Raw genomic sequence first — 17,718 nt, forward strand, 5'->3', positions numbered from 1 at the left:
ATGTTAGTCGAGCGGAGCAATATCTAAGGATTGTCTCCGTAACAGGCGTGCTACTGTGTGGAGGGGTAGAGTTTATGAAGAGACAGATGCCTAGCACAAAAGAATTAGAGCGTGAGATTAAGGACCGTGTAAAGTCTATGTTCCGTAAGGACTTTGAGGAGGCTACCAAGGAGGAGATTTACCGCGCCTGCGCCGAAGTTGTTAATGACGTGGTAATCGACAACTGGCTCACCACCCAAAAGGAATTCACCAAGCAGGACCCTAAGTGTGTTTACTACATGTCAATGGAGTTTCTGATTGGTCGACTTCTTGGTAATAACATGATTAACATGCGTGGTTATACAGAAGTCATGGATGCTCTTGCTAATCTTGGAGTAGATATAAACCTTATCGAGGATCAGGAGCCAGATCCTGCCCTTGGAAATGGTGGTCTTGGTCGTCTCGCAGCTTGCTTTTTAGATTCACTTGCAACCTTGCAGTATCCAGCCTATGGCTGTGGTATCAGATATCACTACGGTATGTTCAAGCAGAAGATAGAAGATGGATTTCAGCAAGAGGTGCCTGATGATTGGCTCCAGACACGCTATCCATTTGAGCTTGAGCGTACAGAGTACGAGTTTGAGGTAAAATTTGGCGGGTGGGTTCGCTATGAGAACCAGCCAGACGGCACCACCAAATATATCCATGAGGGCTACAATTCTGTCCTTGCCACACCATACGATATGCCTATTACAGGCTTCGATAATGGTATGGTTAATACTCTTATGATTTGGGACGCCAAGCCAAAGGAAGTATTTAGACTTCAATCCTTTGATCGTGGCGATTACAGCAAGGCTGTTGAGGATATGAATCTGGCTCGCAACCTTACTGAGGTTCTTTATCCTAATGATAATCACATTCAGGGTAAGGAGCTTAGATTAAAGCAGCAGTACTTCTTTGTATCAGCTTCTCTTCAGCGTGCAATCGCAAAATACTTGCGTTTTCACAATGATATTATGCGTCTGCCAGAAAAGGTAGTATTCCAGATGAATGATACGCACCCTACACTGACAGTTGCTGAGCTTATGCGACTTTTGATGGATGAGCATGGTCTCGGTTGGGACGATGCCTGGGAGGTTACCACTCATTGCGTAGCCTACACAAACCATACCATCATGGCAGAGGCTCTTGAGAAATGGCCAGAGGATATTTTCAAAGGCCTGTTACCTCGTATCTACATGATAGTTGAAGAAATCAATCGTCGTTTCTGCGAGGAAATCAGAGCAAAGTTCCCAGGCGATGAAGAAAAGGTTCACCGCATGGCAATCCTTGCTGATGGTCAGGTAAAAATGGCTCACATGGCTATCTGTGCCGGCTTCTCAGTAAACGGTGTTGCTGCTCTTCATACAGAGATTTTGAAGAATGTTTCTCTTCATGATTTCTATGAGATGTATCCAGAGAAGTTTAATAACAAGACCAATGGTATCACCCAGAGAAGGTTCCTTATGCACGGCAATTACAAGCTGTCTGACTGGGTAATCAAGAAAATTGGTCGTGGCTGGATTACAGATCTTTCTCAGATGGAGAAGCTTACTATGCTTCTTGATGACAAGAAGTCGCTTCAGCAATTTATGGAAATTAAGCTGGAGAACAAGAAGCGACTTGCAAAATATATATTTGATCACAACGGCATCGTAGTTGACCCTAACTCAATCTTTGACGTTCAGGTTAAGAGACTTCATGAGTACAAGCGTCAGCTTCTAAATATTTTGCATGTAATGTATCTGTACAATCAGATTAAAGAGAATCCAGAGATGGAGTTTTATCCAACAACCTTTATCTTTGGAGCAAAGGCATCTGCAGGTTATGAAAATGCCAAGCTTATCATTAAGCTTATCAACAATGTAGGTGCAGTAATTAATAATGATAAATCTATAGATAATAAGCTTAAGGTTGTATTTATCGAGGATTACCGGGTTTCTAATGCTGAGTGGATTTTTGCAGCAGCAGATGTTTCAGAGCAGATTTCTACAGCATCAAAGGAGGCTTCTGGTACCGGTAATATGAAGTTTATGCTTAATGGTGCAGTCACAATTGGTACTATGGATGGTGCCAACGTGGAGATGTATCAGGAGCTTGGAGGAAAGGATATTTTTATCTTCGGTATGAGTTCTGATGAGGTTATCGCCCACGAGAAGAATCATGACTACAACCCTGTTGATGAGATGAACAAGAATCCTCATATTCAGAAGGTTCTGTCTCAGCTTGTTAACGGCAATTACAGCATAGACAACCCAGAGTTGTTCAGACCTATCTACAATTCACTTCTAAATACAGAGTGTACTGAGAGGGCTGATACATACTTCGTTCTTAAGGATTTCGCTTCTTACTGTGAAGCACATGAGAAGATTCAGGAAGCCTATAAGGACAGAGAAAAGTGGGCAAAGATGGCTCTTTCTAATGTTGCTCACGTTGGAAAGTTCTCTTCAGACAGAACTATCCAGGAGTATGTAGATGATATCTGGCATCTGGATAAGCTTGAGCTTAAATAGAATATTGGAGACTTAAAATGAATCAGAACAATACTGACAGAAGAAGATATATTCCATGGATTTTTCTGCCAACCATCGTTGCAATACTTATTCAGACAGCAGTATCTATAATGGCACTGGAGTTTTATATAGTTGCAGGGATGTGCAATTATACTGGTAGCGATTATACAAGCTTTATTATCCAGGTAATAAATACATATTCAAATGGCGACGGAGTAGCCTGGACATCTGTTATGTATGCAGCAGTTACTGCATTTATTGCCTTTTTGGTTTATAAAAAGCAGTACAGAGATGGCAAGCTTTCAGGCCTTTCAGGTAAATCAAATAATATGCCACTTACAATCGCAGGCCTTCTGCTTTTTGCAGTAAGTATGCAGTATGTGACAGTGTATCTTATGAATTCACTGGCTTCAGCATTTCCTTCATGGCTGGAAGAGTATGAGGAGCTTATGGAGTCTGCAGGAATTAGCACCAGCATGACACCAATCATGATTGTGTATGCTATCATCTTAGGACCTGTTTGTGAGGAGCTATTATTCAGAGGCCTTACCTTCTTTGCTGCCAAAAAGGTTATGCCAGTTTATTATGCAATTCTGATTCAGGCTATAATGTTTGGCGCATTCCACATGAACAAGCTTCAGGGAGTATACGCCTTTGTATTAGGCTTAGGTTTAGGATACATAATGTACCTTTACGACAGTCTTGTAATTACAATAATTATTCATATCCTGTTTAATTTTATCGGTACAATCTGTGCAGATTATCTGCCAGTTGGAGGAGATGGACTTTTTTCATTCTTCTTCTGTACATTAGGCGCACTTGTAGCTGCATATTTTTCAATTATCTGTTTGAAAAAAGCTTCTGCAGTAGTTAATAATGATGGTAATATTGCCGATATATAATTACACGGACGAGGATCATAGAGACCAGGAAGGCCTAAAGGTTTTCCTGGTTTTTTCTTTTATTTGAGGTACAGTGCCACCTGAAATAAGAGAGTCTATGGGGCAGAAAAAGGACTTTCTTCTTTTAACGCTATTTGGTTTTTAAAAAGGAGGAAAGCGAATGGTAATTAACAATTCTGAGGTTTCTATGGCCTCAACCACTAGCTACACTAGTGGAATGCGTCTCACTGTTCAGTCAGAGACAAAACCCGTCTTTAATCTGAAGGAAATTAATCTTTTGGGGGATGAACTTCAGGCAGAGGAAACTGAAAAGGAGGAAAAGACAGAAGCGGTTGATAACAATGAGATCAAAATCGACACGCCCAGCAAGATAAGGCTGAAGACAATTGAATATCTTCTAAAGATGTTCATGCTGGGAAGGTATTTTGATGAGGACTCTGAATTTGGACGTATGCTTCGGGAAATTTATGGTGAAGGCGATGATTATGGCGATTATAGCATTTCAGGAAATCAGCCTACATTTGTGCAGACCACCACGGTATCCTACGAGCACTGGGAGAGTCAGAGCGTGGAATACTCTTCAACTGGTACGGCTGTCACCGCTGACGGCAGAAAGCTAAACTTCAATTACAGCTTTGCACTTTCGGATTCCTTTGTGGAGAAGTATGAGAATGTTAGCACAGCCCTTAGAAATTGTGTTGACCCACTTGTAATCAATCTTGACGATTGTCCAACATCTATTGATAATCAAACCTTCTTCTTCGATTTAGACGGGGACGGAGAGGAGGATGAGATTCATAATCTTGGCAAGGGCTCAGGCTTTTTGGCACTGGATAAGGATGACGATGGTTTTATCAAAAATGGTCTTGAGCTGTTTGGGGCAAGAACTGGAGATGGATTTGGCGAGCTGGAGGAGTACGATTCAGATAAGAATGGCTGGATTGATGAGAACGACCCAGTGTTTGCAAAGCTAAGAATCATGACCATTAATGAGAAAGGAGAGCAGGAGCTGTATGGGCTGAAGGAGTCTGATGTGGGTGCAATATTCCTTGGCAGACTGGATACTCAGTTCATCCATCGAAGTGATAACTACGATGCAAATGCAGTCACCCGCAAATCTGGCATGTATCTTCATGAAAGTGATGGTCGTGCAAGTGGTGTGCAACATGTAGACTTTATCACCTAATTTATTTATAATAATTCAAGATGTATTTGGGAGAATTAATGTATTATGAAATTGGGTGGTAATAAAATTAAATTCAAAAGCAACGGTGCACTTGTCATTGCGGCAGGTTGCACTGTTGCTTTTATGTTTTTAACCACCATTATCAGCTTCGTTTTATACCAGCAGCGAATGCACGAAGCCAATAATCTTCTTAAGGAAGCCAAGTATAGCCAGTATGATTCCTATGTGGTGCTGATTTCCTCAGATGACAGGAGCGATTTCTGGCAGAATGTATATCAGTCAGCCAGCGAATACGGTAGAGAGAATGGCATTTATGTTGATATGATTTCTGACAACGTGGATGTTAACTACAGCAAGACTGAGCTTCTGGAGATGGCTATTGAATCAGGCTGTGATGGCATTATGTTGGAGGGAGATGATTCTCCTGAGACAGCAGAGCTTCTTACTAAGGCATACTCTGCCCATATCCCAGTTATTACCCTTGAAACAGATATTGCATCAGAAAGTCGTGTCAGCTATGTAGGCGTAAACAATTACACTATTGCCAATCTTTACGCTGATGCCATCAAGAAAAATCTTGTAAAGCAGAAGCACGTTATGGTGATTGCCAATAGTCTTTATGATGAGGCTACCTTAAATACCTTCATCAACAATATTCAGGAGTCCTTTTCCGACGAGGAGCTTCCTAACGGGCCTCTTGAATTTGAGATAAGAAGAATTGAAAGCACAGATGTTTTTGCGACAGAGGAATATATCCAGAATCTGTTCCAAAAGAATGAAATACAGCCAGTGGTAATCTGTCTTGATGAGCTTTCTACAGAGAGCTTCTATCAGGCTATGATTGATTACAATAAGGTTGGTCAGATACTGCTTTTCGGAAACTATGAGTCACAGTCCATATACACTGGAATCAAGCAGGGTGTTATCAAAAGCACAGTTACCATGAATGCATCCAGCATGGGTGAGGCTGCTGCAAAGGCTTTTATAGAGTATCGACAGACAGGACATGTTTCCGACTATATCAATGTTGAGCCTGAGATTATTGACGGTAATAACATTGAGTCATATCTGGAGGAGGTGGAAGATGCAAACAATTAGATCCCTCTCCCTCAGAAAAAAGATGATTATAGTTTTCTGTCTGCCTATTATTTTGCTTTTCATGGTAAATATAGTTTTATACATGGGTACGGACAGAATGTTGAAATCTCTAAATGAGGTTTACGCCAGCAACAATTCCCTCAATGAGCTTACTACAGCGTTGGATGGTCTTCACAGTGCAACAATCGTGTACCTTGGTACCAAGACCAGTAATGCTTTGGAGGAATACTATATTGCAGAGCAGAATTACAGCGATCTCCTAAAAAATTTGGATGACAATAATGATGTAAACGATAGCAGAGTGCTGGAGCGTAATATCCTAAAGCTTTCTGCAAATTATTTGGAGCTGACAAATCACGCTGTTGAAAGTAAGCGTGGTGGAAATGTAGAGAAGTACAAGAGCTATTATGAGGAAGCTACCAGAGTTTATCGCTACATCGATTCGAATATAACAAGCCTTAATAATCAGCAGTTTATCAACAACTCAAAATCCTACAGCACAATGATGTCTGCCTTGCAGACTCTTGAAGAGTTGAATATTTTGACCCTGATTATTATCGGAGTGGCGAATCTGTCCTTCGTCGTTTTGATTGCATCAACAATTACCAGCCCACTTGTAAAGCTGGCTCAGGCGGCAAACAGTGTGTCCCATGGTAATTTCGATGTTGCGCTTCCAGCTGTAATCAATAATGATGAGGTCGGCGTTGTGACCCGTGCCTTCTATAAGATGGTGGTTTCACTGAAGGCATACATCACCAAGCTTACCGAGTCTATGGAGACCGAGCGAAAGCTTAAGGAAAATGAGCTGATTATGGCAAACCACATTAAGGATGCTGAGCTGAAATATCTTCAGTCACAGATTAATCCTCATTTCCTTTTTAATACGTTGAACGCAGGTGCTCAGCTTGCCATGATGGAAGGGGCAGACCGCACCAGTGAATATATGCATAATGTGGCTAATTTCTTCCGTTACAACATCAAGAAAAATAAGGATGTGGTAACTCTTAAGGAGGAGATTGAGCTTGTAGATATCTATATTTACATCATCAATGTTCGTTTCGCTGGAGAGATTCAGTTTGAAAAGAATATAGATGAGAGTCTGCTTGGGGTAAAAATACCAAGTATGATACTCCAGCCTATTGTTGAAAACAGTATCAACTATGGTGTTAGAAATATTGAATGGAATAAGAAAATCAGCCTTTCTGTCTATGAATTAGGCGATTATATCTGCGTCAGCATCAAAGACAATGGAATTGGAATGACAAATGAGACCATCACCAAAATTCTTGAGGGCAGTTACGAGGGCAATCCTCAAAAGTCTGATTCAAATGGAGTTGGACTTGCAAACTGCATCGAGCGCTTAAATATTTTTTATGAGCGGGATGATGTACTGGATATTATTTCAGAAGGAGAAAATAAGGGTACAGAGACTATTCTGTATCTTCCGGGGTTAGAAGATGTATAAAGTAATGTTAGCGGACGATGAGGGAATCGTCATCGACTCTCTCAAATTCATAATTGAAAAAGAATATGGTAGCCAGTGCGACATCCGCGTTGCCAAAACAGGCCGTCAGGTTATCGAGCTTACAGAGGAGTTCCAGCCAGATATCGCTTTTATGGATATTCAGATGCCAGGTATCAACGGCATCGAGGCTATGCGCGAGATTCGTCGTACCAATAAGCACGTGGTGTTTATTGTAATGACAGCCTACGATAAATTTGATTATGCCAAGGAGGCAATCTCTCTTGGAGTACTGGATTATTTGAATAAGCCTGTCAGCCGGGAGGCGATTCTTGATATCCTCCAGAAGGCTATGGGTAGAATTGATGGAGAACGTACAAAGCGTAGCAATGATTTAAAGGTACGAGAGAAGCTAGAGATAGTTGTTCCTATTATTGAAAACGGTCTTATTCAGGATTTGTTGTTCAAGGAGTATTTTCAAGAAGATATTGATAACTACAAGACTCTTCTTGGCATAGATTGTGATTACGGCTATATGGCCTGCATGACCTTTGGTCGTGAGCTTGTGGGCAACTACATGACAAGTGCTGTTGCGGCATCTATCCAGGCACAGAAATCTTACAAGGAGATACACACAATTACTGAGGATTATATAAAGGGAATTATGGGAAATGTTATGTCAAACAAAATTCCTATTCTCATCCCATGTCACAACGACACTCTTTCCTATAATGAGAGAAATGCGATCGTGGAAAATGCCAGAGTACTTTGCAGAAAGCTGGCAGATCGCTTTGACATGGACTTTAGAGTGGGATTTGGTTCTGTTAAGCCACTTGAAAGAATGTGTGAATCTTACGAAGAAGCTAACTCTGTGTTGATAAGTAACACCAGTCACGTAGCTCATGTGGATGACATGCCTGTTGCATGCCAGTACGAGGAAAATTATCCAATGGATTTGGAGAAACGCCTTTTTGACGAGATTACTCTTGGAAATGTCAGCGAGTCTGTTTCAATTGCCCAGACTTTCTTTGACTGGATGGAAAGCACCTATGCTAACGATAACGATAGTGTTCGCCTGAAATGTCTGGAATTTGTCCTTTGGGCAGAGCATCTTGCATATGAAAAGACAGGTCGTATGTATGAATTTAAAAGTAGAGCAAATTATTTGTCAGAGCTTATGAGTTTAAGCGGTCTTGCAGATGAAAAAATCTGGTTTACCGAAAAGATTAAGGACGCTGCCTTCTGGGTGTCAAACAAGCATGAAGAGCAGTCTATGAGTGCAGTAAATCAGGCAAAGCAGTACATAGATGAGAATTACATGAAGGAGCTTACACTAGATGATGTTTCTCGTGTTGTTAATATCAGCTCTTATTATTTCTCAAAGGTGTTCAAGGAGGAAACAGGAGAAAACTTCATTGATTACCTTACCAAGCTTAGAATAGAGGCTGCAAAGAAGCTTCTTAAAACTACAAACAAGTCTATGAAGGAGATTTCTGCGGAAGTGGGCTATTCAGATCCAAATTACTTCTCACGAAATTTCAAAAAGTATACGGGCAAAACACCTACTGAATATCAAAAACAGTAGATGTTGTAAGAAGGGTGAATTAGGAGAATAACAGGTATGAAGGGTTTTTTGAAGAAGGTGGCAGCATGTCTGTTGATGGGGTGCCTGTTCTGCGGATGTACCACCAAAGCAGGGGAAGCCAAACAGGCACAGCCTGAGGAAGATGAGTTGGAAATTGGAATGTGCTTTGATTCCTTTGTTATAGAAAGATGGGAAAAGGACAGGGACGTTTTTGTTTCCACAGCATCATCACTTGGCGCTACAGTTAATGTGCAGAATGCTAATGGGGATGTGACAAAACAGATTGAGCAGATTCGCTATTTGATAGAAAAGAAAGTTGATTGTATTGTAACCATAGCCATCGATGCAGAAGCACTGACAGATGTAGTAGCAGATGCAAAAAAGGCAGGCATTCCAGTGGTATGCTATGACCGACTTATTGCTAACGTAAATGCGGATTTATATATTTCCTTTGACAACGAGAAGGTTGGAAATATGCTTGGAAGTGCCATAGTCAGCTCAGGAGCAAAAAAGGTCATCATGATTTGTGGACCACTTACAGATAAGAATGTTCCTATGGTAAATCAGGGCTTCACTAAACTGATGAATGCTAATAATGTAGAGATTATTGATACCTATAATTGTGAGGGTTGGAAGGCAGAGCTTGGCGGTGCCTATGTATATGACCATATGGATGTTGTCAGAAATGCTGACGCCATCATGTGTGGAAATGATGATGTTGCCACCTCAGTAATAAAGGCTCTTGCAGTAGCACAGCTTGCAGGAGAGATTCCAGTGGTAGGACAGGATGCAGACCTTCCCGCCTGCCAGCACATTGTTCAGGGCACTCAGCTTATGACAGTTTATAAGCCTGTAGGAAAGCTTGCCGAGGAGGCTGCAAAGCTTTCAGTTCAGCTGGCACAGGGACAGACTCTCAACGTAATGAATAAGATTAATGATGGAGAACACAACATCCCATATGTAGCCATCGAACCAGTTGCAGTTGATAAGGATAATCTCGATGAGGTAATCATCGATGGAGGCTTCCACAGTCGAGAGGACGTATACTTAAATACATTAGACAGTGAAAAGAGCCAGTAGCATAAAATTGCAATTTGGTATCAGGACTAGCACAAAAATGTGCTAGTCCTTTTTTAATCGTAAATACGGAATAGACAAAAATGTGAAGAAAGTGACAACCATTTTCAGAAAGTGAAATGATATATTATCTACAGTAACAAACATAACCTAATTGAAAGGGAGGTTTTTTAGGAAATGAAAAAGAAATTATTAAGTGTACTCTTAACAGGTGCTATGGCAGCTTCTATGTTAGTTGGCTGTGGAACAAGCACAGAGACAACAGATTCAGCTCCAGCAGCAGATGCAGGTGAGGCTACAGAGTCTACTACAACAGCTGGTGGCACAAAGGTTGGTGTAGCAATGCCTACAAAGGACCTTCAGAGATGGAACCAGGATGGTGCTAACATGGAGAAGGAGCTTAAGGCAGCTGGATTTGATGTTGACCTTCAGTACGCTTCAAACGATGTTCAGACACAGGTTTCTCAGATTGAGAACATGATTAACTCAGGATGTAACGTACTCGTAGTTGCAGCTATCGAGGGTTCTTCACTTGGTGAGGCTATGGATATGGCAGCTGAGAAGAACATCCCAGTTATCGCTTATGACCGTCTTATCATGAACTCAGATGCAGTTTCTTACTATGCTACATTTGATAACTACAAGGTAGGTCAGGTTCAGGGTCAGTACATCATCGATCAGCTCGACCTTGAGAACACATCAGATACATTCACACTTGAAATTACAGCTGGTGATCCAGGTGATAACAACGCTGGTTTCTTCTATAACGGTGCTATGGATCTTCTTAAGCCATATATTGAGAAAGGAACACTTGAAGTTAAGTCTGGTCAGGTAGAGTTCGCAGAAGTTGCTACTCCTTCATGGGCTACAGAGACAGCTCAGTCACGTATGGAGACAATCCTTTCTTCTAACTACGCTAGCGATGACCTTGATATCTGCCTCTGCTCAAACGATTCTACAGCACTTGGTGTTGAGAACGCACTTGCAGCAAACTACAAGGGTAAATATCCAATCATCACAGGTCAGGATTGCGATATCGAGAACACAAAGAACATGATCGCTGGAAAGCAGTCTATGTCAGTATTCAAGGATACACGTACACTTGCTTCACAGGTAGTTAAGATGGTAGGTCAGATCCTTAACGGTGAGACAGTAGATGTTAACGATGAGAAGACATACGACAACGGAAACGGAATCGTTCCTTCATACCTTTGCGAGCCAGTATTCGCAGATGCTAACAACTACAAGGAACTCCTTATTGATTCTGGTTACTACACAGAGGATCAGTTAGCAGACTAATTAGATGCTTTCACATCTAAAACCCAAAACAGCTTTATAGGGCAGGGAAACCTGCCCTATATTTAAGGCTAAAACAAAAGAGAATATTTTGAAGAGAATACACTAAGGTTATTCTTTTATAGAAGTTTTATTTATAGGGAGGTAATACAAGTGGGAAAAACAATACTTGAGATGGTCAACATCACCAAAGAGTTCCCAGGCGTAAAGGCCCTTGATAACGTTAATCTTAAGGTAGAAGAAGGTGAGATTCACGCTCTTGTAGGCGAGAACGGTGCTGGTAAGTCTACTCTGATGAATGTATTAAGTGGAATTTACCCATTTGGTTCTTACACAGGCGACATTGTATACAATGGAGAGGTTTGTAAGTTCCAGAAGATTAAGGACTCAGAGGAAAAGGGAATCGTAATTATCCATCAGGAATTAGCCCTTATTCCTTACATGTCAATTGGTGAGAACATGTTCCTTGGTAATGAGCAGGGAAAGAAAGCAGCTATTGATTGGGACAAAACATACGCAGAGGCTGATAAGTATCTGAAGATGGTTGGTCTTTCAGAAAGCAGCCGTGTACTTATAAAAGATATCGGTGTTGGTAAGCAGCAGCTTGTTGAAATTGCGAAGGCACTTGCAAAGCATGCTAAGTTACTTATTCTTGATGAGCCTACTTCATCTCTTAATGAGACAGATTCAAAGGCACTTCTTGATTTACTTCTTGAGTTCAAAAAGCAGGGAATGACATCTATCATTATTTCCCACAAGCTTAATGAGGTTTCTTATGTAGCAGATAAAATCACTGTTATCCGTGATGGTTCTACAATTGAAACGCTTAATAAGACTAAAGATGATATTTCTGAAGACAGAATTATCAAGGGTATGGTAGGTCGTGAAATGACAGACCGTTTCCCAAAGCGTCATGATGTTAAAATCGGCGATATCGCTATGGAGGTTAAGGATTGGACAGTATTCCATCCACAGTTTGCAGAGCGTAAGGTTGTTGATGGTGTATCCATGAACGTTCGTAAGGGTGAGGTTGTTGGTATTGCAGGACTTATGGGTGCTGGCCGTACAGAGCTTGCCATGAGTATCTTTGGTAAGGCTTATGGAACAAACATCTCAGGACAGCTTTTCTTAAACGGAGAAGAGGTTCACCTTAAGAATATTAAGGATGCTATCAAGCACAAGATTGCATACGTTACAGAGGATAGAAAGGGTAACGGACTTGTTCTTACAAATCCAATCAAGATTAACACAACTCTTTCAAATCTTTCAGAGATTTGCTCAAAACGTGTAATCGATCAGGATAAGGAATATCAGGTTGCTGAGGATTACAGAGATAAGCTTAAGACAAAGTGCCCAACAGTTGAGCAGAACGTTGGTAACCTTTCAGGTGGTAACCAGCAGAAGGTTCTTCTTGCTAAGTGGATGTTTGCAAACCCAGATGTACTTATTCTTGATGAGCCAACAAGAGGTATCGACGTTGGTGCCAAGTATGAGATTTACTGTATTATCAATGACCTTGTAGCAGCAGGAAAGTCAGTTATCATGATTTCTTCTGAGCTTCCAGAGGTACTTGGTATGTCAGATAGAATTTATGTTATGAACGAGGGCAAGATGGTTGGTGAAATGGCTGGTTCTGAGGCTTCTCAGGAGAGCATCATGTCTTGCATCCTTAAGTCATAGAAGGGAGAGAAAACATGGTTTCAAATAATATTGGAAATACATTAAAAAAGTACACCATGGTTATCGCCCTGGTGATAGTTATTGGAATTTTCTACGTTGGAACAGGCGGAACAATCCTTCTGTCTCAAAACGTTAACAACCTTCTTTCACAGAACGCATATGTATTCGTTCTTGGAACTGGTATGTTACTTTGTATTTTAACTGGTGGTAACATCGATCTTTCTGTTGGTTCAGTTGTCTGCTTCGTAGGCGGTATCGGAGCAATGCTTATGGACAAGAAAGTAAACGTATGGGTAGCAGTAATCGTAATGTTACTTGTAGGTATTCTCGTTGGTGCATGGCAGGCCTTCTGGGTTGCATATGTAAATGTTCCACCATTCATCGCAACACTTGCTGGTATGTATGCTTTCCGAGGACTTTCAAATGTAGTTCTTAACGGATATGCGGTATCAATTTCAAACAAGACATTCCTTAATGTTTTTGGTGGTGGTGCTGACTGCTACATCCCAGATTTCTTCCACGGCGAAGGACTTAATATCACATGTATTTTAGCAGGCGTTATCGCCGTTGTTTTATATGCTTTCTTCTCAATCAGAAAGAGAGCAAGAGCTTCTCGTAAGGGTTACGATACAACAAGCGCAACTGGCTTCTATGTAAAGCTCGTTATTATTTCATTAGTAATTTTATTCCTTGCATACAAGCTTGCTGGTTATAAGGGAATCCCTACATCACTTCTTTGGATTATCCTTATCGTACTTGTTTACAACTACGTTACAACAAAGACTACAATCGGTCGTTACTTATATGCAGTTGGTGGTAACGAGAAGGCTACACAGCTTTCTGGTATCAACACAAAGAAGGTTTACTTCTTCGCATATACGAATATGGGATTCTTAGCAGCCTTTGCTGGTATCCTTACAGTTGCTCGTGCAGCATCAGCTCAGCCTACATACGGTCAGTTCTATGAGATGGATGCTATCGGTGCTTGCTTCATCGGTGGTGCTTCAGCTTACGGCGGAACAGGTTCAGTATTCGGAGCGATTGTCGGTGCTCTTTTAATGGGTGTTATCAACCAGGGTATGTTAATCATGGGTGTTGATGCCAACTATCAGAAGGTTGTAAAAGGCCTTGTACTTCTCGCAGCGGTAATCTTTGATGTTATGTCTAAGAGAGAGAAGAAATAGGAAGGGAGGAGCGAAAAGTGAAAGACAAAATTTTAAAGATAGTTAAAGAAAACACTATGCTCATTGTACTGGTCCTGGTTGTTCTCTTCTTTAACGCTACAACACATGGCACAATGTTAATGCCAAGTCAGTTCAATGCACTTATCACACAGAACGCATACGTTTATGTTCTTGCAACTGGTATGTTGATGTGTATGTTAACAGGTGGTAACATCGATCTTTCCTGCGGTTCATTCGTTTGCTTAGTAGGTGTTATCGGCGCAAAGGTTATGGTAAATATGGGAGCTCCAACAATCGTTGGTATTCTCGTTATGCTTCTCGTTGGTGTAATTTATGGTTGTGTTCTTGGATACGTAATTGCGTATATCAATATTCCACCATGGATTGCTACACTTGCAGGTTTCCTTGCACTTCGTGGATGGGGTGTTGCATTACTTAACGGTAATTCAAACATCAGCCCACTTCCAGCAGATTTCTGTGGTCTCTTCTCGGGAAAGATGAACGATCTTTTCGGTGGCCCAAGAATCGGTGGTGTTCAGTACAACATGACAAGTATTGTAATTGCTCTTATTGCATCTGTACTTGTAGTATTCCTTCTCTTCAGAGAACGCGCGACAAAACTTAAGAAGGGATATGTTGCTGACAGCTTTGTAAAGGTTGTTGTTAAGTCAGTTCTTATCTGCTTTGTAATCATGCTCTTTGGTTACAAGTTCGCTCTTGCAGGTGGTGTTCCTTATTCCCTTATTTGGGTAGCTGTAATCGTTCTTATCTACAGCTTCATCACTTCTAAGACAGATATTGGACGTTACTTCTACACAATCGGTGGTAACAAGGAAGCAACAAGACTTTCAGGTATTGATACAAAGCGTATCATGTTCATTGCATACCTTAACATGGCAGTACTTACAGTTGTATCTGCATTCCTTACAATGGCTCGTTTCCAGGCTGCAAACTCTACAGCTGGTACAAACTACGAGATGGATGCAATTTCTGCCTGCGTAGTAGGTGGTGTATCTGCTTACGGTGGATCAGGTTCTGTATTTGGTATGATTGTCGGTGCTACACTTATCGGTGTTATCAACCTTGGTATGTCCCTCATGGGTATCGATGCTAACTGGCAGAAGGTTGTTAAGGGTGTCGTTCTTCTTGGCGCCGTAGTATTCGAAATTCTCAATAATAAGAAAACAGCATCTAAATAAAAAGCCTTCCCCTTGAGGGAAAGGTGTCAGCGAAGCTGACGGATGAGGTGTCTATTTTCTTCATTATATTCTCTTGGTCTGGGCTTGTCCCAGACCTTTTTTTATGTTTGTTATGCGGTTCTATGTGTATGAGAATGATGATGCTTTGTCGTGTGGGTTTTGTGGGTAACACTTTGTTGTCTTTGATCAAAGGCTGCAAGCTCAGGATTATCTCTATGATACTTAGAGTAATTCTGATAAGCAGGAGTCTTGTGAGTCTGGCTAGCCCATATTTCATCTGCTACAGGAGCCCATTCTTTTGCGTAATCATCAGCCTTTTCACAAAGATGGTCTACAGATTCAGGTGATTCCAAATTTGTCTGGTGAGCGCCTGTTTCGTTTACCATTTTGCGCAGAAGCTCTGGGTTTTCCAACATTGGACAAGGACGTAAGTGGTTTCTGTTAAAAGGTTGACCATCATGATATGCCATAAACAAAGGACTCTGTAATATCTCAAGGATGGACTTGTCTTTTATATTAGAATCAGAGTAGTGGATAAATACGCAAGGCTCGGCGTCGCCATTTGAATTGATGTGGAAGTAATTTCGTCCACCTGCAATACATCCACCTACGAATTCACCATCATTCTGAAAATCCATAGGGAAGAATTCGATATCACTATTGTTTGAGCGAACATCTCGGATTCTTTCAATCATTTTTCTACGCTGCTCTACTGTAGGCATCAGCTCTTTTACAGCATTGTTTCCTACTGGCATATAGTGGAAATAGAAGCCAAAACGAGCGCCTTTAGAGGCTATAAAACGAAGGAATTCATCACTAGTTACAGCTTCAATATTATCTCTGGTATAGCAGATAGATGTACCATAGACGATGCCATATTTCTGAAGTAAATCCATGGCTTTCATTACAGCTTCATAGTGTCCTTCACCTCTACGCTTATCATTAGTTTCTGGTGTGCCCTCGATAGAAAGCATAAAAGTAAGGTTTCCTAACTCAACGACCTTTTTACAGAGCTCCTCATCAATAAAAGTTGAATTTGAATAAGCAGCAAAGAAACAATCATTATGTTTCTCGCAAAGCTTGAGGATATCGTTCTTTGCACACATTGGCTCTCCCCCAGTCATCATGTACAGATAAACACCAAGCTCTTTTCCCTGAGTGACAATTTTATCCATTTCTTCAAAGCTAAGTCTTACTTTATGACCATAGGTGCCAGACCAGCAGCCTACACAATGCATATTACAGGCCATTGTGGGATCAAAAAGAATTAGCCAAGGAATATTGCAACCGTATTTTTCACGGTTTGAGCGAATCATTTTTGTACCTCTGAAAAAGGCTTCATATCCAAGATTTAACGCCATTTTATGAAGATATTCTGGATTTGATTCGTCGATTACCTTATTAATGAAATTTACCCAACGATTATCAGGGGATTGGAATGCTGCTTTTACCTTATCAAGGCTTTCTTTTTTAGCACCATTTTTACCCCAAAACTTCTCAGCATAATCAACAAGTGTAAGATAATAATCTGTTCGATTTGTTTTATCGTCATCGAGGTTCTTAAGAAACTTGTTGATAGCAATAGAAAAAGCTTTTCGTTCAAGGGAATGATTGAATTTCGATAAAGAATTTGTCATATATTTACCCTCCATTAATTCTCCCATCTACCTTAATAGTAGTCAGCTGTTTATATTTCAACAATAATCAACAAATAGTGATTGTTTGAGAATCTATACATTTTTATGAAATTGTATAAACAAATATGTGTTGCCGTAGGAATTATAGGGAAATATTGAAAAGAAATTTCTATGCCACAAAAATTGTAATATATGGAGAATTAAGGTAAAATCCATATAAATTACAGGAGGTAAGTGAGATGGGATTATTTTCAAAGTACAGGGAAGCAGGAGAGTCTGCGAATGATAGTAATGTAGAGAGATTTGGTGCACTAGTACGCTCATTGTTTACAAGTACTAAGGTGATTACACTTCGTCATGAAATTACAATAACAGATGATAATGAGAATGTAGTTTATGTGGCACGCACTAAGTTTCCTACTATAAAAGATAAGACAGATATTTTTGATGCTAATGACCATCAGGTGGCTCACATTGAAAAGCAGATTTTTTCTTTCCATGAGAGACATTTTGTTAACATGGCTGATGGTACAGAGTTCCAGCTATCCAATGAGATTTTCCATATAATCAAGGATGTTACAAATATCGAAGGTTTAGGTTGGCAGCTTAAGGGCAATTTTGTTGGATTAAATTTTGAATTATTTGATGCTAATGATGAGATATTAGCAGTCATATCTCAGAAGATGATATCTATCCATGATAAATATTGCATCGACATCTATAAGCCTGAGCATGAGAAGACTATAGTGGCTATTCTCATTGCGTTACAACACATGATGGTGGATAGAAAGAATTCCGAGGCGGCTTCGTCTACAGTTTCTAATTAACTAGAATTTCAACACAGATTTTACATATGAATTCGATAAAATATCTACGGAATA

Annotated in this window: 13 protein-coding genes; 12 read left to right on the top strand and 1 reads right to left on the bottom strand. The window is 40.5% G+C overall.

Annotation, left to right across the window (positions count from 1 at the left end):
• The first annotated feature begins 74 nt into the window (after positions 1-74).
• From BMZ41_RS08410 to BMZ41_RS08460, 11 genes are all read left to right on the top strand, one after another.
• Entirely contained in the window at positions 75-2,531 is a 2,457-nt protein-coding gene (locus BMZ41_RS08410) for a glycogen/starch/alpha-glucan phosphorylase (RefSeq protein WP_090528587.1), read from the top strand.
• A 17-nt stretch (positions 2,532-2,548) separates the two neighbouring features.
• Positions 2,549-3,433: a CPBP family intramembrane glutamic endopeptidase gene (locus BMZ41_RS08415; protein ID WP_090170487.1), complete on the top strand. Its 885-nt coding sequence runs from the start codon at positions 2,549-2,551 to the stop codon at positions 3,431-3,433.
• A gap of 160 nt (positions 3,434-3,593) precedes the next feature.
• Positions 3,594-4,619: a hypothetical protein gene (locus BMZ41_RS08420; protein WP_090170489.1), complete on the top strand. Its 1,026-nt coding sequence runs from the start codon at positions 3,594-3,596 to the stop codon at positions 4,617-4,619.
• Positions 4,620-4,664: 45 nt separating this feature from the next.
• Positions 4,665-5,717: a sugar ABC transporter substrate-binding protein gene (locus BMZ41_RS08425; protein WP_090170490.1), complete on the top strand. Its 1,053-nt coding sequence runs from the start codon at positions 4,665-4,667 to the stop codon at positions 5,715-5,717.
• Entirely contained in the window at positions 5,704-7,182 is a 1,479-nt protein-coding gene (locus BMZ41_RS08430) for a sensor histidine kinase (RefSeq protein ID WP_242942032.1), read from the top strand. The genes BMZ41_RS08425 and BMZ41_RS08430 overlap by 14 nt, the downstream gene beginning before the upstream one ends.
• Positions 7,175-8,764, top strand: a complete 1,590-nt coding sequence (locus BMZ41_RS08435; RefSeq protein WP_090170492.1) for a response regulator — start codon at positions 7,175-7,177, stop codon at positions 8,762-8,764. The genes BMZ41_RS08430 and BMZ41_RS08435 overlap by 8 nt, the downstream gene beginning before the upstream one ends.
• 36 nt (positions 8,765-8,800) lie before the next feature.
• Complete coding sequence (locus BMZ41_RS08440; RefSeq protein ID WP_090528590.1) at positions 8,801-9,844, top strand: sugar ABC transporter substrate-binding protein; 1,044 nt, start codon at positions 8,801-8,803, stop codon at positions 9,842-9,844.
• Positions 9,845-10,018: 174 nt separating this feature from the next.
• On the top strand, positions 10,019-11,140 hold the full coding sequence (locus BMZ41_RS08445; protein ID WP_090170496.1) for a substrate-binding domain-containing protein: 1,122 nt from the start codon (positions 10,019-10,021) through the stop codon (positions 11,138-11,140).
• Positions 11,141-11,311: 171 nt separating this feature from the next.
• A complete protein-coding gene (gene mmsA, locus BMZ41_RS08450; protein ID WP_442960246.1) occupies positions 11,312-12,817 on the top strand; it encodes a multiple monosaccharide ABC transporter ATP-binding protein in 1,506 nt (501 codons plus the stop codon).
• 14 nt (positions 12,818-12,831) lie between these two features.
• Positions 12,832-14,001 carry a multiple monosaccharide ABC transporter permease gene (gene mmsB, locus BMZ41_RS08455; protein WP_090528595.1) on the top strand — a complete coding sequence of 390 codons (1,170 nt, stop codon included), beginning with the start codon at positions 12,832-12,834 and terminating at the stop codon, positions 13,999-14,001.
• Positions 14,002-14,018: 17 nt separating this feature from the next.
• Positions 14,019-15,200: an ABC transporter permease subunit gene (locus BMZ41_RS08460; RefSeq protein ID WP_242870708.1), complete on the top strand. Its 1,182-nt coding sequence runs from the start codon at positions 14,019-14,021 to the stop codon at positions 15,198-15,200.
• A 110-nt stretch (positions 15,201-15,310) separates the two neighbouring features.
• Here BMZ41_RS08460 and BMZ41_RS08465 read toward each other — a convergent pair whose 3' ends face one another.
• Positions 15,311-16,837, bottom strand: a complete 1,527-nt coding sequence (locus tag BMZ41_RS08465) for a radical SAM protein (protein WP_090528826.1) — start codon at positions 16,835-16,837, stop codon at positions 15,311-15,313.
• Positions 16,838-17,076: 239 nt separating this feature from the next.
• Here BMZ41_RS08465 and BMZ41_RS08470 point away from each other — a divergent pair, with 239 nt between their 5' ends.
• A complete protein-coding gene (locus tag BMZ41_RS08470; protein ID WP_090528597.1) occupies positions 17,077-17,664 on the top strand; it encodes an LURP-one-related/scramblase family protein in 588 nt (195 codons plus the stop codon).
• Positions 17,665-17,718 lie beyond the last annotated feature (54 nt).

This window comes from Pseudobutyrivibrio sp. UC1225 (genome assembly GCF_900115215.1).
GTDB lineage: Bacteria > Bacillota > Clostridia > Lachnospirales > Lachnospiraceae > Pseudobutyrivibrio.